Consider the following 15,837-nt stretch of genomic DNA (forward strand, 5'->3'; position numbering starts at 1 on the left):
TGCATGATGAAAAATAAATCATGGAATGAATAAAATTGAGGTGGACATTATGGCTGAGGAACAATTTGACTATCATTTAACAGCAAAAGAAATTTTGGAAAAAGCATTTAAAACTGGCTTACGTGGCTATAATCCAGAAGATGTGGATGAGTTTTTAGATATGGTCATTAAAGACTACGGCACGTTTACACGTGAGATTGAAGCGTTACAAGCGGAAAATATTCGTCTTGTGCAAGAACTTGATAGTGCTTCTGTCAAATCAGAGCAAACAAGAAGTGCATACCAGGCGCCAACACAAACAGCAGGTACAACTAATTTTGACATCTTAAAACGTTTATCGAATTTAGAGAAGCACGTTTTTGGAAATAAGCTAGACGACAACGAATAAATATGATAGTATCAGCTAGTAGAAAAATTTATTAACGTTCGGATAATCGCTGCGTTATGCAGAGGAAAGTCCATGCTCGCACGGTGCTGAGATGCCCGTAGTGATCGTGCTTGGTGAAACCATAAGCCAAGGCAAACTTATTATTAGTTTGACGGCAGGTGAATGACCTAAGTCTTTTAGATATGGTGATTGTACCTTGAAAGTGCCACAGTGACGGAGTCCCCTTAGAAATAAGAGGAGTGGAACGAGGTAAACCCCACGAGCGAGAAACTCAAACAATGGTAGGGGCACTTTTCCCGAGTAAATGAATGAGGGAAGAGACACCTTTTTAGATTGTCCATAAATGGTAAAATTCTAGGAAAAACGGAGCGTAGGCTTTTGACAACGAAGGTTGCTATTTATGGGCAATCTGGGTGTAGATAGATGATTATCCCTTTATTGTAACCCTGTAAACAGTAGAGGACAGAACATGGCTTATAGAACGTTAATAACAGGATGAAATTAAAATTAAGGCTGTTTCAAAAGGCCACCGCATTCTTTTAATGCCTTTTACGTATTACGTAGATGTCCTTTTGAAGCAGTTTTTTTCTTGGATAAAATATAAAAGGATGATGACAATGAACGAATTTAAGCTTGTAGCTACCGCTGCATCTGGTCTTGAAGCAATTGTTGGAAAAGAAGTGAAGCGACTAGGCTATGAACCGAAAGTTGAAAATGGAAAAGTATTTTTCAGTGGAGATAAAAGCGCGATTGCCCGTGCGAATTTATGGTTACGTGTTGCTGATCGTGTCAAAATTATTGTTGGTGAATTTAAAGCAACTACATTTGATGAGTTATTTGAAAAAACGAAAGCCTTACCATGGGAAAATTATTTACCGCTAGATGCGGCATTTCCAGTTTCTGGAAAGTCCGTTAAATCAACCCTTTATAGCGTGCCAGATTGTCAAGCAATTACAAAAAAAGCAATCGTAAATCGGCTTAGTGAAAAGTACCGGCGGAGTGGAAGGCTGATGGAGACGGGGGCGCTTTTCAAAATAGAAGTATCGATTTTAAAAGACGTAGTCACACTTACGATTGATACGAGCGGAGCAGGCTTACATAAACGAGGCTACCGTACGGCGCAAGGCGGGGCACCGCTTAAGGAAACAATGGCGGCAGCACTTGTTTTACTAACGAGTTGGCATCCGGACCGACCATTTTATGACCCAGTTTGTGGCTCTGGGACGATTCCAATTGAAGCGGCGCTGATTGGGCAAAATATTGCGCCTGGATTTAATCGTAGTTTTGTGTGCGAAACGTGGGACTGGATGCCAAAACAGATTTTTAAAGATGCGCGAAATGAAGCGGAAAACCTAGCCAATTATGACCAGCCGCTTGATATTTTAGGTGCAGATATTGACCACCGCCTAATTGAAATTGCAAAGCAAAATGCGGAAGAGGCGGGACTTTCTGACTTGATTTCCTTTAAACAAATGCAAGCAAGTGATTTCACGACCGAAAAAGAATATGGGGTTATCGTGGCAAACCCGCCTTATGGTGAGCGTTTAGAAGATGAGGAGCAAATTCGAATTCTTTATAAGGAAATGGGAGAAGTCTACGCGAAACTACCAACTTGGTCGGTTTACGTGCTCACAAGCTATGAAAAATTTGAAGAAGTGTACGGAAAAAAGGCAACGAAAAAACGTAAATTATATAATGGCTATTTGCGAACTGATTTATATCAATATTGGGGACCACGAAAACCGAGAAATAAGGAGTGAGTGACAATGTCAGAATCCATTTACGAACTTGAAAATGAGTTTTTAACTTACGTGAAACGCAAAGAAGCGCTTAGTGAGGCACTTAATTTAGTTTATTGGGATATTCGTACGAAAATCCCGAAAAAAGGAGCCACAGCGAGGGCTGAAGTTATCGGCGTGCTTTCAGAAGACATTTTTAAACTTGAAGTTTCTGAAGAAATGGCTGCATTTATTGCAGCCCTCACACCTCGTAAAAATGAGCTGGGGGAAGTGGCTCGTAAAACGCTTGAGGAATGCAGTCGTTTGTATGAACACAACAAAAAAATACCTGCAAAAGAATTTGCCGCTTATTCGAAATTAGTTGCGGACGCAGAAAACGTTTGGGGCGAAGCCCGTGCAGAAAACAATTTCGCGAAATTCGAACCACTTTTAACCGAAATTGTCGCGATGAAACGTAAGTTCATCGAGTACTGGGGCTACAAAGCGAATCGGTACGATACTTTACTTGATCAATATGAACCAGGGATGACAGTGGAAGTGCTTGATGCAGTGTTTAGCAAATTAAAAAGCGGGATTATGGAACTTCGTAAGGAAATGGAACAGGGAGTAAAACCGAGTGATAAACCTCTTCAAGTGAACATTCCAAAAGACGTTCAAAAAGATTTTAGTGAACGTATTTTGCAGAAAATGGGTTTTGATTTTGACGCTGGTCGCTTAGATGATACGATTCACCCGTTCGCCATTGGTTTAAATGTTAATGATGTGCGAATAAGAACACGTTATGATGAAGACAATTTTAAAATGGCTGTGTTCGGTATTATCCACGAAGGTGGACATGCGATTTATGAACAAAATTTTGATGTGAAACTTTCGGGTACGCCGCTCTCAGAAGGCGCTTCTATGGGTATTCACGAGTCTCAGTCACTCTTTTATGAGATTATTCTCGGATCAAGTTTTGCTTTTTGGAAAAGTAATTTTAAAGACCTTGTGGAACTTAGTAAACCACAGTTTGATGCGGTGACTTTGGAGGACTTTTACCGCGCAACAAATATTTCTGAAAGCTCGCTCATTCGAATTGAAGCTGACATTTTGACATACCCGCTGCATATCATGATTCGCTATGAGCTCGAAAAAGCACTTATGAACGGCGAACTTGAAGTCGCTGATTTAAGAGAGGCCTGGGCAGACAAATATGAAGCCTACCTTGGAATTCGCCCGGAAAAAGATAGTGACGGCGTCTTGCAAGACATTCACTGGGCTGGTGGTGACTTTGGATACTTCCCGTCTTACGCACTTGGTCTCATGTATGCTGCTCAGTTTTTCCACACAATGAAACGTGAAATTCCAAATCTTGATGCGATTATCGCAAGTGATGACTATACGGAAATTCGCAAGTGGCTTACAAAAAACGTCCATCAATACGGAAAGCTAAAGAAACCGCTTGAAATTTTGCAAGATACAACTGGCGAAAGTTTAAACCCCGATTATTTGTTAGATTTATTGAAAGAACGTTACAAATTTGTTTATAAGTTCTAAAAAAGCGATTGACCAAATGAAAACCGTTCGTTATAATGGAAAAATAATTAAATGAAGCACTTATATAATAATTGTGATATGGACAATAAGTTTCTACCCGGTTGCCGTAAATAACTGGACTATGAGTGATAAGCGACAATCAGCACAGCTGGTTTATTTTGCCTATCTCTCTAGCCGGGAGATAGTTTTTTTATTGTCTGAAAATGAAGGGAGCACTTGTTTTGAAGTTATTAGAAGACTATATTTTGGAAAAAGGGACGGTTTTAGAAGGGGATGTTCTGAAGGTTGATGCCTTCCTAAACCACCAAATTGACCCCCGACTAATGCGAGAAATTGGCAATGAATTCGCGGAGCATTTTAAAAATCGTGGAATTACAAAAATCGTCACCATTGAATCATCAGGCATTGCGCCTGCCGTATTTGCTGGACTTTTCCTTGATGTTCCTGTCATTTTTGCGCGCAAGAAAAAATCTGTCACACTAAAAGAAAACTTATTTACAGCAGACGTCTATTCTTTTACGAAAAAAGAAACCAATTCAATTTCCGTATCGCAAAGCTTTTTAACAAGTGAAGATACAATTTTAATCATCGATGATTTTTTAGCGAACGGACAAGCTGTCTTAGGCTTACTTGAAATTGCCAAATCCGCAAAAGCGAGTGTTTCTGGCATCGGTATTGTCATCGAAAAATCATTTCAAAAAGGACGAGCTTTACTGGACGAAACAGGATTAGAAATCCTCTCACTAGCTCGAATCGCCGCACTTGATAATCAAACGATTCGCTTTGTTCAAAAGGAGGATGACCATGTTAAATAAAGGGAGAATGGCCGCACTCGGCTTCCAACATGTTCTCGCAATGTATGCTGGCGCAGTTATTGTGCCACTTCTTATTGGCGGTGCACTCGGCTTTAACGCCGAACAAATGACGTACCTCGTTTCAATTGATATTTTTATGTGTGGTATTGCGACACTTCTTCAATTAACCGTCAATCGCTTTTTCGGAATTGGCTTGCCAGTCGTCCTTGGTTGCGCCGTTCAGGCGATAGCGCCCATCATTTTAATTGGGCAGGAAATGGGTATCTCTGCGATTTACGGCTCTATCATTGCGTCAGGCCTTTTTGTTCTTCTTATCGCACCGTTTTTTTCTAAAATTGTGCGCTTTTTCCCCCCAGTTGTAACGGGTTCGGTTGTGACGGTCATCGGGTTAACACTTATTCCTGTTGCAATTAACAATCTTGCGGGTGGTCAGGGCTCGAAGGATTTTGGCTCTTTTTACAATATCGGTTTAGGGTTTGGTACGCTCCTACTCATCATCTGTATCTATCGTTTTGGTAAAGGGTTTGCAAAAGCAATCGCTGTGCTGATTGGTCTTATCGGTGGTTCACTTGTTGCTGCCATTTTACGTGGCATTAATTTAGCACCTGTAAAAGAAGCGGACTTTTTCCATTTGCCAGAACCATTCTACTTTGGTATGCCAACTTTTGAATGGCCCGCAGTTGTGACAATGATTTTAATTGCGCTCGTCAGTATGGTCGAGTCAACAGGCGTCTATTTTGCATTGTCAGATATTACAGGTCGAACACTCAAAAAGCAAGATTTAACACGTGGCTACCGCGCAGAAGGGCTGGCGATCATTCTCGGCGGCATTTTCAACACTTTCCCGTACACAGGCTACTCTCAAAACGTTGGTTTAGTGCAACTATCTGGGATTAAAACACGTAAAGTTATTTATGTTGCCGCCGGATTTCTAATAATCCTCGGTTTGATTCCGAAAATAGGTGCAGTAACAACCATTATTCCAACGAGTGTTTTAGGTGGTGCTATGGTCGCTATGTTCGGCATGGTTGTTGCTCAAGGAATTAAAATGCTTGGTAAAGTAAATTTTTCATCGCAAGAAAACTTACTTATTATTGCATGCTCAGTCGGCGTTGGACTGGGTGTTACGGTAGTCCCTGATTTATTCCAAAATTTCCCTTCCTTCATGCAACTTTTTACAAGTAACGGCATTGTAGCGGGAAGCTTTACAGCTATTCTTTTAAACATCTTATTTAATATGATCCCAACTCGCCAAAAAAAAGCCGCAGAAGATTTGGAATTACAGCAAGTAAATGACTAGTCGACTAAAAAAGCAGCCTCACTCGCTCAGGCTGCTTTTTAGTTGACTTTTTTCAATAAAAGCGTAAAATGTAAAACGTAATGATTCTTATTTGTAAGAAAGGAGAAACGATGGCTAAAAAATCAAAGGTAGCAAAATATGAACGGCAAAAAGCTTTGGTTGCTGAATATGCAGAATTGCGTCAAAAGCTAAAGGCAGAGGGGCGCTACGAGGAGCTTCAAAAATTACCGCGCGATTCATCGAAAACACGTCTGCACAACCGTTGCGAATTAACTGGTAGACCTCATGGATACATGCGCAAATTTGGTATGAGTAGAATCCGTTTTCGCGAGCTTGCACATAAAGGACAAATTCCTGGCGTTAAAAAAGCCAGTTGGTAAATGATAAATGAGAAGGTTGGAATGTTTCAGCCTTCTTTTTTTTAGATAAAATGAAAGCAATTGCGTGATAAAGCTTATAGACAAGTCATAGCTTATAATGTTTTGAATCACGCTAGATAAGGATAACTCGCAAAAATTAAAAACCGAATTACCAAGAAATGCTTTTTTGATTTTACTGGTTTAAAACATCTTGTTAGGCATATTTTGTGTACATCTTAATAAGAATTCATAAATTATCTACATACTATTTTCCTCTCCTATGTTAAACTGAAAGAAAAAACAACGTGCAGGTGAATACGTTCATGAAAGACATTCGCTACCATAGAAAACGATTTCGACCATGAAGACTTAAAAAAACTTAAGGATATTGTGATATGAAATCAATTAAGAGCGAGCAAAAATGATTCATTTTAATATATGTACTCGTTATGGGATAAAACTATGTGAAAAAATTTTACCTGCTAGTTTTTATAATCGAATTTTGTTAGTATTATAGTACTCTATTAAAAATAAGAAAAGAATGACAAAGGGGTCACGAAATGGAAACTAAACAACCTAATTTACTTGTTGTGGATGGGATGGCACTGCTTTTTCGTGCTTTTTATGCCACGGCGGTAAGTAAACAATTTATGTATAATGAAAAAGGAATACCGACAAATGGTGTACAAGGGATGTTACGTCACATTTTTGCAGCAATGCGTCAAAGTCAACCAACACACGCGGTAATTTGTTGGGATATGGGCTCACAAACATTTCGTAATGAACTTTTCGATGGATATAAAGCTGGTAGGACTGCACCGCCAGATGAAATGATTCCGCAATTTGATCTCGCGAAGGAGGTTGCGGAGGCTTTTGGGTTTGTCAATGTCGGTGTTCCCGGCTTTGAGGCAGACGACTGTATTGGGACGATTACGACAAAATTAACGTCAGATTTAAACACAACGGTTTTAAGTGGTGATAAAGATTTGCTCCAACTCATTCATCAGAAAAATGATGTGTGGATTATGCAAAAGGGCTATGGCAACTATAAGCGTTACGATGAGGCTACTTTCTATGAAGAAATGGGCATTACGCCTGCACAGTTTGTGGATGTGAAAGCACTCATGGGTGACTCGTCAGATGGATACCCGGGTGTACGCGGTATTGGGGAAAAAACGGCTTTAAAACTTATTCAAGAATTTGAGTCGGTGGACGGTGTTTTAGCAAACCTTGATAAACTGAAACCCGCTCAAAAAAAGAAAATTGCAGAAGATAAGGAAATGCTTTTCTTGAGTCAAAAACTAGCGGCGATTCATACGGATGTACCACTTGAAATCGATTATGACCGCTGCTTATTCCGAGGTTTTTCAAAAGAAATGAATGATGCGATTTTGGAATATGGCTTAAAAACTGTACAACGAGATATTGTTTTATAAGGAGTGGAAAAACAAATGCAAGCAATTTCTGTGAAAGAAAAATATGCAAATTATGAGCTTAACGAACGAGCGAAACTGCTTGAAATTCGATCGCTCTTATTTGAAGTTGCTGCTATCTTGGATAAAGATGCTGTTTTGCAAGAGGATTTAAAATGGGGGCAACCGAGCTACGCGCTAAAGGGCGGTACCCCAATTCGCTTAGACACATTTTCTGATGGGCAAGTTGCGATGTTTTTTCATTGCCAAACGAATTTGATTGAAAATTTCCGGACGATTTTTGGGAATGAATTACAATTTTCAGGTAATCGTGCTATCATATTTGATATTTCTAAGCCGCTTCCTAAAAAAGCCATTCAGTTTTGCGCAGAAGCTGCGTTTACCTATCACCAAAAGAAATAAATCCTAGTAGGAGACAATGATAACTATTCGTTTGATCTGGCTTTAATTACTAAAAGCAGTAAAAAACAGGCTCTTGACAAATTTCTTAGTTTGTCAAGAGCCTGTTTTTTTATTTTTTCGATTGAATGGCTTGGCGAGCAAGTTCGTCGGCTTTTTTATTTTGAGAGACGTTACGATAATTGATGTAGAAAAGTGGAACTAATTCGGCGAGTTTCAAAATAGTGTCTAGATGTGGTTTGAATAACGGGTTTTTAACATAGTTCTTTTCGACACTGTCTAAAACGATTTTTGAATCGGTGTAAAGGCGGATAAATTCCGGGTTGTGTGTGAGCGCAAGTTCTAGACCAAGCTTGCAAGCGATAAATTCGGCTTCATGATTCGTTAGTATGCCGATTGGAATCGCGTGTTGTTCATAGATTTGATCGGCTTTTAAAACAATGCCAGCACCGCTTAAACCTGGATTTCCAGAGCTCGCTCCGTCAACAAAAACGTCCATTTGATGCACTCCTCTTTGGATTGATTTTCCTCATTATTATATTTTTTTCTTCATGAAAATGCAAAAATAAAAAGCTGGCAATGGCCAGCTTGTCCGAGTCATAGTAATTTTATTAAACTTTTTCTACATTTGCTGCTTGTGGTCCGCGGTTTCCTTCTACAACTTCGAAGGAAACTTCTTGGCCTTCTTCTAAAGATTTGTAACCATCACCTTGAATTGCTGTGAAATGTACGAAGATATCTTCGCCGCTGTCTGTTTCGATAAAACCATAACCTTTTTCATTGTTAAACCATTTTACTTTCCCATTTTGCATTGAAATAAATCCTCCAAATCTTGGCCCTTTTAAGGTACCTTTCTGTCATACAAGAAAGTCTCATACGATACATTTAATATAAACCAAAGTACCTACATAGGTCAAGGGGATTTTTCAAAAATTATATAATCTTCTGACTTGTAAAGGTTTTCTTTTTGGTTTTTAAAGCTATTTTAGAAGAGGAGATCAAATGAAGCGACGAAAGTACTAAAACTTACAAACTAATCTGGTTTTATCATGCTTTTTTTAACCAAAGAAAAAGTTTTGTTTGAAAAAGGGGTAAATGCTTTGTGAAACTCGGGGGAGTGTAGTACAATTTGTATGTGAAAGAAATTGAGTTGGAGGGTAGTGCTATGCCAACACCTAGTATGGAAGACTATATTGAGAAAATCTATTCTCTGATCGAAAATAAAGGTTATGCGCGCGTTTCTGATATTGCTGACGAACTTATGGTGCATCCTTCTTCGGTTACGAAGATGGTACAAAAACTTGATAAAGATGAGTATCTCGTTTACGAAAAGTATCGTGGTCTGATTTTAACGCCGAAAGGAAATAAAGCGGGGAAACGACTACTTGAACGCCATACTTTATTAGAAAGTTTTTTACGTATTATTGGCGTGAAAGAAGAGCATGTTTATGAGGATGTTGAAGGAATCGAACATCATTTGAGTTGGAATTCAATTGACCGAATTGGTGACCTTTTGCAGTTTTTTGAAGAAAATGAAGATGCACTGAAAAAGCTTCGAGCGCTGAATTCAGTAGACTCAGGCAAAGATGAGTGAGGTAACATGAGATTGTAAATGTAGATGCGCAGTCCAATTTTCCGTACAGTAGTTTCTTACTGGCCGATTTTTTCGGTGCCTAAAAAGGAAAGGGCTTACATTTTGCAATTTCTTAGTATACATATATGGAGGGGAATAGAATGACAAAAGAAGTTAAATCAGACATCGAGATTGCACTTGCAGCGAAGGTAGCGCCTATCATAGAAATTGCAGAAAATATCGGTTTAGGTGAACAGGATTTAGAGCTTTACGGGAAGACGAAGGCGAAGTTAGCCTATGAAACCATCCATTCATTAGAAAATAAAGAAAACGGAAAACTCATTTTAGTAACAGCGATTAATCCAACGCCTGCAGGTGAGGGGAAATCAACAGTGACAGTTGGCCTTGGTGATGCACTTTCTCGTAAAGGGAAAAAGACGGTAATTGCGCTTCGTGAACCTTCTTTAGGTCCAACGATGGGAATTAAAGGTGGGGCGACTGGCGGCGGTTATGCGCAAGTTGTACCAATGGAAGATATTAATTTACATTTTACGGGGGACTTTCACGCAATTACAACAGCTAATAATGCTTTATCAGCATTTATTGATAACCACATGCAACAAGGTAATGATTTAAAAATTGATCAGAGACGAATTGTTTGGAAACGTGTTGTGGATTTAAATGACAGGGCGCTTCGTAAAGTGGTTGTTGGTCTTGGCGGTCCAGTGCAAGGAATTCCTCGTGAAGACGGTTTTGATATTACGGTTGCATCTGAAATTATGGCAATCATTTGCCTTGCGACAGACTTAAAAGATTTGAAGCATCGTTTAAGCGAGATTGTTATCGGCTATAATTACTCGCGCGAACCAATTACGGTTGGAGAGCTTGGTTATGAGGGGGCTTTAACGTTGCTTTTAAAAGATGCGTTAAAACCGAACCTCGTACAAACGTTAGAACATACACCAGCGATTGTACACGGGGGACCATTTGCAAATATCGCGCATGGTTGTAACAGCATTTCGGCAACCAAAACGGCGCTGAAGCTCGGTGAATTTGTCGTAACAGAAGCAGGATTTGGCGCAGATTTAGGCGCAGAAAAGTTCTTAGATATTAAAGTTCCTTCTTTAGGAAAAGCACCCGATTGTGTGGTCATTGTCGCAACGATTCGTGCGCTGAAAATGCATGGTGGTGTAGCGAAAACCGAACTAGGGGCTGAAAATGTAGATGCCTTAAAGGCTGGTTTTGCTAACTTGAAAAAACACACTGAATCGATTGGGCAATTTGGGTTGCCATTTGTGATTGCCATCAATAAATTTGTGACAGATACGGATGCAGAAGTTCATGCCCTTGAAGAACTCTGCCAAGCTAATGATATTCCGTTCTCGCTCACAGAAGTTTGGGAAAAAGGCGGAGAGGGCGGTCTTGAACTTGCCGAAAAAGTTATCGGTGAAATTGAGAAAGAAACAGCAAATTATACGCGTCTTTACGATGATTCCGAATCTATTGAAGCAAAACTTGAAAAAATCGTAACGAAAATTTATGGTGGAATGGGTGTTGAACTATCAACAAAAGCACAAAAACAAATTGTGGATTTCAAAAAATACGGTTGGGATCGTTATCCCATTTGTATGGCGAAAACACAGTATTCGCTTTCTGATGAGCCTACGCTACTTGGTCGTCCAGAAAACTTTACCATTCATATCCGCGAATTTATTCCAAAACTCGGTGCAGGCTTCATTGTCGCTTTAACGGGTGATGTGATGACAATGCCAGGACTTCCGAAAAAACCGGCGGCACTCAATATGGACGTCGATGAAAATGGAAATGCAAAAGGATTATTTTAGAATAAAAAATCTCAGAGGCGCGATTTTTCGCGCCTTTTTTGTATGTTCTTTTCAAAAATAATTGTATTTGAAAAGCATAGAATGGTGAGGGGGATTGTGTTAAAATAGATGGGCGGAGAAGGGGAAATAGTGATGTCCTAAAGTACTCCTATACAATTAAGTGAAGAGTTTACGAAAGAAATGCAGTAAGTGTGCTAAAATAATGATACAAACCTGAATAGGATGAGGATAAATGAAACAACTAAAAGCAATAAACCTAACAAAGACATTTGGAGAGAAAATGCTCTTTGAACAAGTCGATTTGACAATTTCAGAAGGTGAACGCATCGGTTTAATTGGCGTAAATGGTACAGGAAAATCCACCTTTTTAGATTGTATTGCAGGAGTTATGAGCGGGGATACAGGAGAAATTGTAAAAGCGAATGACTATGCGATTGGTTTTTTAAGACAAAACCCACCTTTAAATGAAAATGCGACTGTTTTAGAGGCCGTTTTTGCGGGAGAAACGCGAAACTTGCGGGCAGTGCGGGAATATGAAGAAGTAATACTTGAGATGGAAGAAAATCATAGCGAGGAAGTCCATGAACGTTTTGCACGAGCACAGGCAGAAATGGATGCGACGAACGCATGGGATATGAACACCGAAGCGAAAATGATTTTGGATAAACTTGGCGTTACACAATTAAAAGCAAAAATTAGTGAGCTTTCTGGTGGCGAACGAAAACGTGCCGCACTTGCTGCGGTATTAATTGAAACGCCCGATTTACTTATTTTAGATGAGCCAACCAACCACTTGGATTTTGACACAATTAAATGGCTGGAAGATTTTCTAATCCGTTTTAAAGGCGCTGTTTTAGTGGTTACACATGACCGTTACTTTTTGGACAGGATTACAAACCATATTGTTGAACTCGACCGCGGTAAACTTTACCGTTATGTTGGGAATTATGAGAGCTTTATGGAATCTAAAGCGATTCGGATGGAAAATGAAGTTCGGGAGTCAGAAAAAAATCGCAATTTATATCGAAAAGAACTTGCTTGGATGCGCCGCGGGGCAAAAGCGCGTTCTACGAAGCAGAAGGCGCGGAAGGATCGCTTTTCGGATTTAGAGGATAAGGTGAAGACGAAGGCGTCTGATGCGAAACTAGAGCTCGATTTCAAGACGAGTCGCTTAGGAAATGATGTTTTTTTACTGGAACATGTGGCGAAGCGTTTTAACCAAAAAGTGATTTTAGATGATTTTAATCTATTGATTACTCCTAACGAAAGGCTTGGGATTACTGGGCGAAACGGTACGGGGAAGTCTACTTTACTTAATATGCTTACTGGAGAAGTTAGAGCGGATCAGGGTGTTATAACAACAGGGCAGACGGTGCAAATCGGCTACTATACGCAGCAAAATGCTGAGCTTGACCCGGAGAAGCGGCTCATTACTTTTCTTCAGGAAATCGGTAATGAGGTTAAAACGATGCAAAATGAAACGATTAGTGTGAGCGCCATGCTTGAGCGCTTCCTCTTTCCAAAAGAAACGCACGGGAAATTGATTGGTTCTCTTTCGGGCGGAGAAAAACGGCGCCTCTTTTTACTTAAAATTTTAATGAGCGCACCGAACGTTTTATTACTCGATGAACCGACAAATGACTTAGACACAGAAACTTTAACCGTGTTAGAAGACTATTTAGAAACGTTTAATGGTACCGTTATTACGGTCAGCCATGATCGCTACTTTCTTGATAAAACAGTTTCAAAATTACTGGTGTTTAAAGGGGAAGGCGTCGTGCAAGAATATTACGGCTCATATAGCGATTATTTACGTTTAGAGGAAAAACCAGTTGTGCGGAAAATACAGGAAAAACCAGTTGTCGAAGCAAAAGAAAAAGAAAAAGTGCGGCTTTCTTATATGGAGAAAAAAGAGTGGGCAGGTATTGAAGAAGCCATTGCCACAAAAGAAGAACTCATTGCGAATTTAAATGAGGCCTTACTAAAAACGGGGGCAGATTTTACGAAAGCTCGCGAATTGAGTGAACAAATTGAAACGGCAGAAGCCGAATTGTTACATTTATATGAGCGTTATGAATATTTATCGCAATTTGCGAATTAGGAGTGAGAAAATGAAACAATATCTAGATTTGGAAAGGTTTGTTTTAGAAAATGGCACACAAAAAGGGGACCGCACAGGAACTGGAACGATTAGTACGTTCGGGTATCAAATGCGTTTTAATTTACAGGAAGGTTTCCCGATTTTAACGACAAAACGTGTGCCGTTTCGGTTAGTGGTTAGTGAATTGTTATGGTTTTTGCACGGGGATACGAACATTCGTTATTTGTTACAGCATAACAATAATATTTGGAATGAATGGGCGTTTGAACGCTATGTGAAAAGTGCAGATTATAGTGGTCCAGATATGACGGATTTTGGTTTACGTGCAAACAGCGACCCTAAGTTTAATGAAATTTATCAAGTGGAAATGGAGAAATTTAAAACACAAATTTTGGAAGATATAAGTTTTGCCGAAAAATACGGTGAGCTTGGTAATATTTACGGGAAACAATGGCGTGAATGGAAAACATCAAGTGGGGAAACAATTGATCAGCTGAAAGATGTGATTCAAATGATTAAAACAAATCCTAATTCGCGGCGTCTAATTGTATCCGCATGGAATCCAGAAGATGTGCCGAATATGGCTTTGCCGCCTTGCCATACGCTGTTCCAGTTTTTTGTGGCGGACGGAAAATTATCCTGTCAGCTTTATCAAAGAAGTGCGGATATCTTTTTAGGTGTACCGTTTAATATTGCGAGTTATGCACTCCTTACGCATTTAATTGCACGTGAAACAGGGCTTTCAGTCGGTGAATTCGTTCATACGATGGGGGATGCGCATCTTTATAATAACCATATTGAACAGGTTAAAGAACAGTTGTCGCGTGATACACGTCCGCTTCCGAAACTTGTTTTATCAGATAAACCAGCCACGATTTTTGATTTTGATGTGGCGGATATTACGCTTAGCGGCTACGACCCGCATAAGATGATTAAAGCACCGATTTCTGTTTGAGGAGGATGACGATGATTTCTTTTATTTGGGCACAAGATAAAATGGGCAATATTGGTAAAGATAACAAAATGCCGTGGCATTTGCCTGCAGATTTGAAGTTTTTTAAAGAACAAACGAGTGGTCATACGGTTGTAATGGGGCGTAAAACCTATGATTCACTTGGAAAGGCGCTTCCTAACCGGCGAAATCTTGTTTTATCTCGAGATATGACACTTCAGTTGCCAGACGCAGAAGTAGTGCATGATAAACAAGCGATTTTAGATTTTTCGGCAAAGGAATCCATCTTTATTTGCGGCGGAGCGGAAATTTATCGCTTATTTCAAGAGGAAGTAGATCGTTTAATTGTAACAAAAATTAATGCGACTTATGACGCCGATACAGCTTTCCCCGAACTTGACTGGTCAAAATTCCAATTGGTGAGCCAGACAGATGGCGTGCGAGATGAAAAAAGCAATGTTACATTTGGTTTTTATACTTATGAAAGAAAAACGGTATGATGAAATCGAAGCTCGAGCAGCGTACGGAACGAATTTCTGCCGCCTCTCATTTATTTCGCTGTCCAATTTGTGAGTCGCCTTGTCAATTTTTTATGCCACTTACATTAAAATGCGAACAAGGGCATGCGTTTGATGTTGCAAAACCAGGCTATCTATTTTTACTGCCACACGGAGTGAAAACGAAATATGAAAAGCGTTTATTTGAGGCGCGCAAACGGCTTATTGAAACAGGATTTTTTGACGGCATGACGGCGAAAATTGCGGCTATCATCAATCAATTACCTCAAGTTGAAATTCAAATGGTTGATGCGGGTTCAGGTGAGGGCAGTCACTTGGCACACCTTTTGTCGGAAAGCGAAAAGAAAATCCAGGCATTTGGTTTTGATCTTGCAAAAGAAGGAGTGAGACAGGCGGCAAAGGACTACGGAGAAGCTATCTGGGCCGTTTCGGACCTTGCTAATATCCCACTAAAATCCGGACAAACCGATATCATATTGAATATTTTGTCACCAGCTAGCTATGACGAATTTGCGCGAATTTTAACAGATGACGGACTATTAATTAAAGTGATACCAGAACCGAATTATTTAACCGAATTACGTACCTTTTTTTATGAGGAAAACACGTATTCCAATGAGCGTGTGCGTGAACGCTTTAAGGAAACTTTTACGATTTTACGCGAGGAACGCATCACCTACGAGCGAAACCTTGACCGAGCTGAATTAGCGGATTTAATGGAAATGACACCGCTTGGCTGGCATATTACGGAAGAGAAGAAAGCTATGCTACTACAAAAAACACCTCAAAAAATCACCGTTGATTACAAATTGATGGTTGGCGCAAAACATAATTTGGACTTAAATTAGGACAATCCTTGTTATATAATAAAAAGAAAACA

The 15,837-nt window shown here is 39.7% G+C and carries 16 protein-coding genes, 1 other RNA gene and 1 riboswitch; of the genes, 15 read left to right on the forward strand and 2 right to left on the reverse strand.

The window, feature by feature from the left end:
- The first annotated feature begins 49 nt into the window (after positions 1-49).
- From gpsB to R8923_RS03820, 9 genes are all read left to right on the forward strand, one after another.
- On the forward strand, positions 50-388 hold the full coding sequence (gpsB, locus tag R8923_RS03780) for a cell division regulator GpsB (protein ID WP_485871423.1): 339 nt from the start codon (positions 50-52) through the stop codon (positions 386-388).
- A 34-nt stretch (positions 389-422) separates the two neighbouring features.
- Positions 423-870: RNase P RNA component class B (gene rnpB / locus R8923_RS03785), an RNA gene on the forward strand.
- Positions 871-1,005: 135 nt separating this feature from the next.
- Complete coding sequence (locus R8923_RS03790; RefSeq protein ID WP_485871424.1) at positions 1,006-2,148, forward strand: THUMP domain-containing class I SAM-dependent RNA methyltransferase; 1,143 nt, start codon at positions 1,006-1,008, stop codon at positions 2,146-2,148.
- A gap of 6 nt (positions 2,149-2,154) precedes the next feature.
- Positions 2,155-3,663: a carboxypeptidase M32 gene (locus tag R8923_RS03795; protein WP_485871425.1), complete on the forward strand. Its 1,509-nt coding sequence runs from the start codon at positions 2,155-2,157 to the stop codon at positions 3,661-3,663.
- 40 nt (positions 3,664-3,703) lie between these two features.
- Positions 3,704-3,805: riboswitch (purine riboswitch) on the forward strand.
- 79 nt (positions 3,806-3,884) lie between these two features.
- The gene (locus R8923_RS03800; RefSeq protein ID WP_485871426.1) at positions 3,885-4,478 is read left to right on the forward strand and encodes a xanthine phosphoribosyltransferase; all 594 of its coding nucleotides are present in this window, start codon (positions 3,885-3,887) and stop codon (positions 4,476-4,478) included.
- A complete protein-coding gene (locus R8923_RS03805; protein ID WP_485871427.1) occupies positions 4,468-5,778 on the forward strand; it encodes a nucleobase:cation symporter-2 family protein in 1,311 nt (436 codons plus the stop codon). Before R8923_RS03800 ends, R8923_RS03805 begins: the two co-directional genes overlap by 11 nt.
- Before the next feature lie 110 nt (positions 5,779-5,888).
- Positions 5,889-6,158, forward strand: a complete 270-nt coding sequence (rpsN, locus tag R8923_RS03810) for a 30S ribosomal protein S14 (protein ID WP_485871428.1) — start codon at positions 5,889-5,891, stop codon at positions 6,156-6,158.
- 539 nt (positions 6,159-6,697) lie between these two features.
- Positions 6,698-7,573: a 5'-3' exonuclease gene (locus tag R8923_RS03815; protein ID WP_485871429.1), complete on the forward strand. Its 876-nt coding sequence runs from the start codon at positions 6,698-6,700 to the stop codon at positions 7,571-7,573.
- Between the two features lie 15 nt (positions 7,574-7,588).
- Positions 7,589-7,972, forward strand: coding sequence for a DUF1801 domain-containing protein (locus tag R8923_RS03820; protein ID WP_485871430.1), 384 nt, complete (start codon positions 7,589-7,591; stop codon positions 7,970-7,972).
- A gap of 109 nt (positions 7,973-8,081) precedes the next feature.
- On the opposite strand, the gene R8923_RS03825 is transcribed toward R8923_RS03820, so the two are convergent.
- Positions 8,082-8,468: a ribonuclease HI family protein gene (locus R8923_RS03825; protein WP_485871431.1), complete on the reverse strand. Its 387-nt coding sequence runs from the start codon at positions 8,466-8,468 to the stop codon at positions 8,082-8,084.
- Between the two features lie 112 nt (positions 8,469-8,580).
- Positions 8,581-8,781: a cold-shock protein CspD gene (cspD, locus tag R8923_RS03830; protein ID WP_485871432.1), complete on the reverse strand. Its 201-nt coding sequence runs from the start codon at positions 8,779-8,781 to the stop codon at positions 8,581-8,583.
- A gap of 353 nt (positions 8,782-9,134) precedes the next feature.
- On the opposite strand from cspD, the gene mntR reads away from it, so the two are divergent.
- From mntR to R8923_RS03860, 6 genes are all read left to right on the forward strand, one after another.
- Positions 9,135-9,563, forward strand: coding sequence for a transcriptional regulator MntR (mntR, locus tag R8923_RS03835; protein WP_485871433.1), 429 nt, complete (start codon positions 9,135-9,137; stop codon positions 9,561-9,563).
- A 140-nt stretch (positions 9,564-9,703) separates the two neighbouring features.
- The gene (locus R8923_RS03840) at positions 9,704-11,386 is read left to right on the forward strand and encodes a formate--tetrahydrofolate ligase (RefSeq protein WP_485871434.1); all 1,683 of its coding nucleotides are present in this window, start codon (positions 9,704-9,706) and stop codon (positions 11,384-11,386) included.
- Positions 11,387-11,618: 232 nt separating this feature from the next.
- Positions 11,619-13,487 (forward strand): ABC-F family ATP-binding cassette domain-containing protein, encoded by a 1,869-nt coding sequence (locus R8923_RS03845; RefSeq protein ID WP_485871435.1) that lies wholly within the window; start codon positions 11,619-11,621, stop codon positions 13,485-13,487.
- Between the two features lie 10 nt (positions 13,488-13,497).
- A complete protein-coding gene (locus tag R8923_RS03850) occupies positions 13,498-14,442 on the forward strand; it encodes a thymidylate synthase (RefSeq protein ID WP_485871436.1) in 945 nt (314 codons plus the stop codon).
- A gap of 11 nt (positions 14,443-14,453) precedes the next feature.
- Complete coding sequence (locus tag R8923_RS03855) at positions 14,454-14,939, forward strand: dihydrofolate reductase (protein ID WP_485871437.1); 486 nt, start codon at positions 14,454-14,456, stop codon at positions 14,937-14,939.
- Entirely contained in the window at positions 14,936-15,805 is an 870-nt protein-coding gene (locus tag R8923_RS03860) for a putative RNA methyltransferase (RefSeq protein WP_485871438.1), read from the forward strand. The genes R8923_RS03855 and R8923_RS03860 overlap by 4 nt, the downstream gene beginning before the upstream one ends.
- The last annotated feature ends 32 nt before the right edge of the window (positions 15,806-15,837 follow it).

The sequence above is a fragment of the Listeria tempestatis genome (assembly GCF_963575625.1).
Taxonomy (GTDB): Bacteria; Bacillota; Bacilli; order Lactobacillales; family Listeriaceae; genus Listeria; species Listeria tempestatis.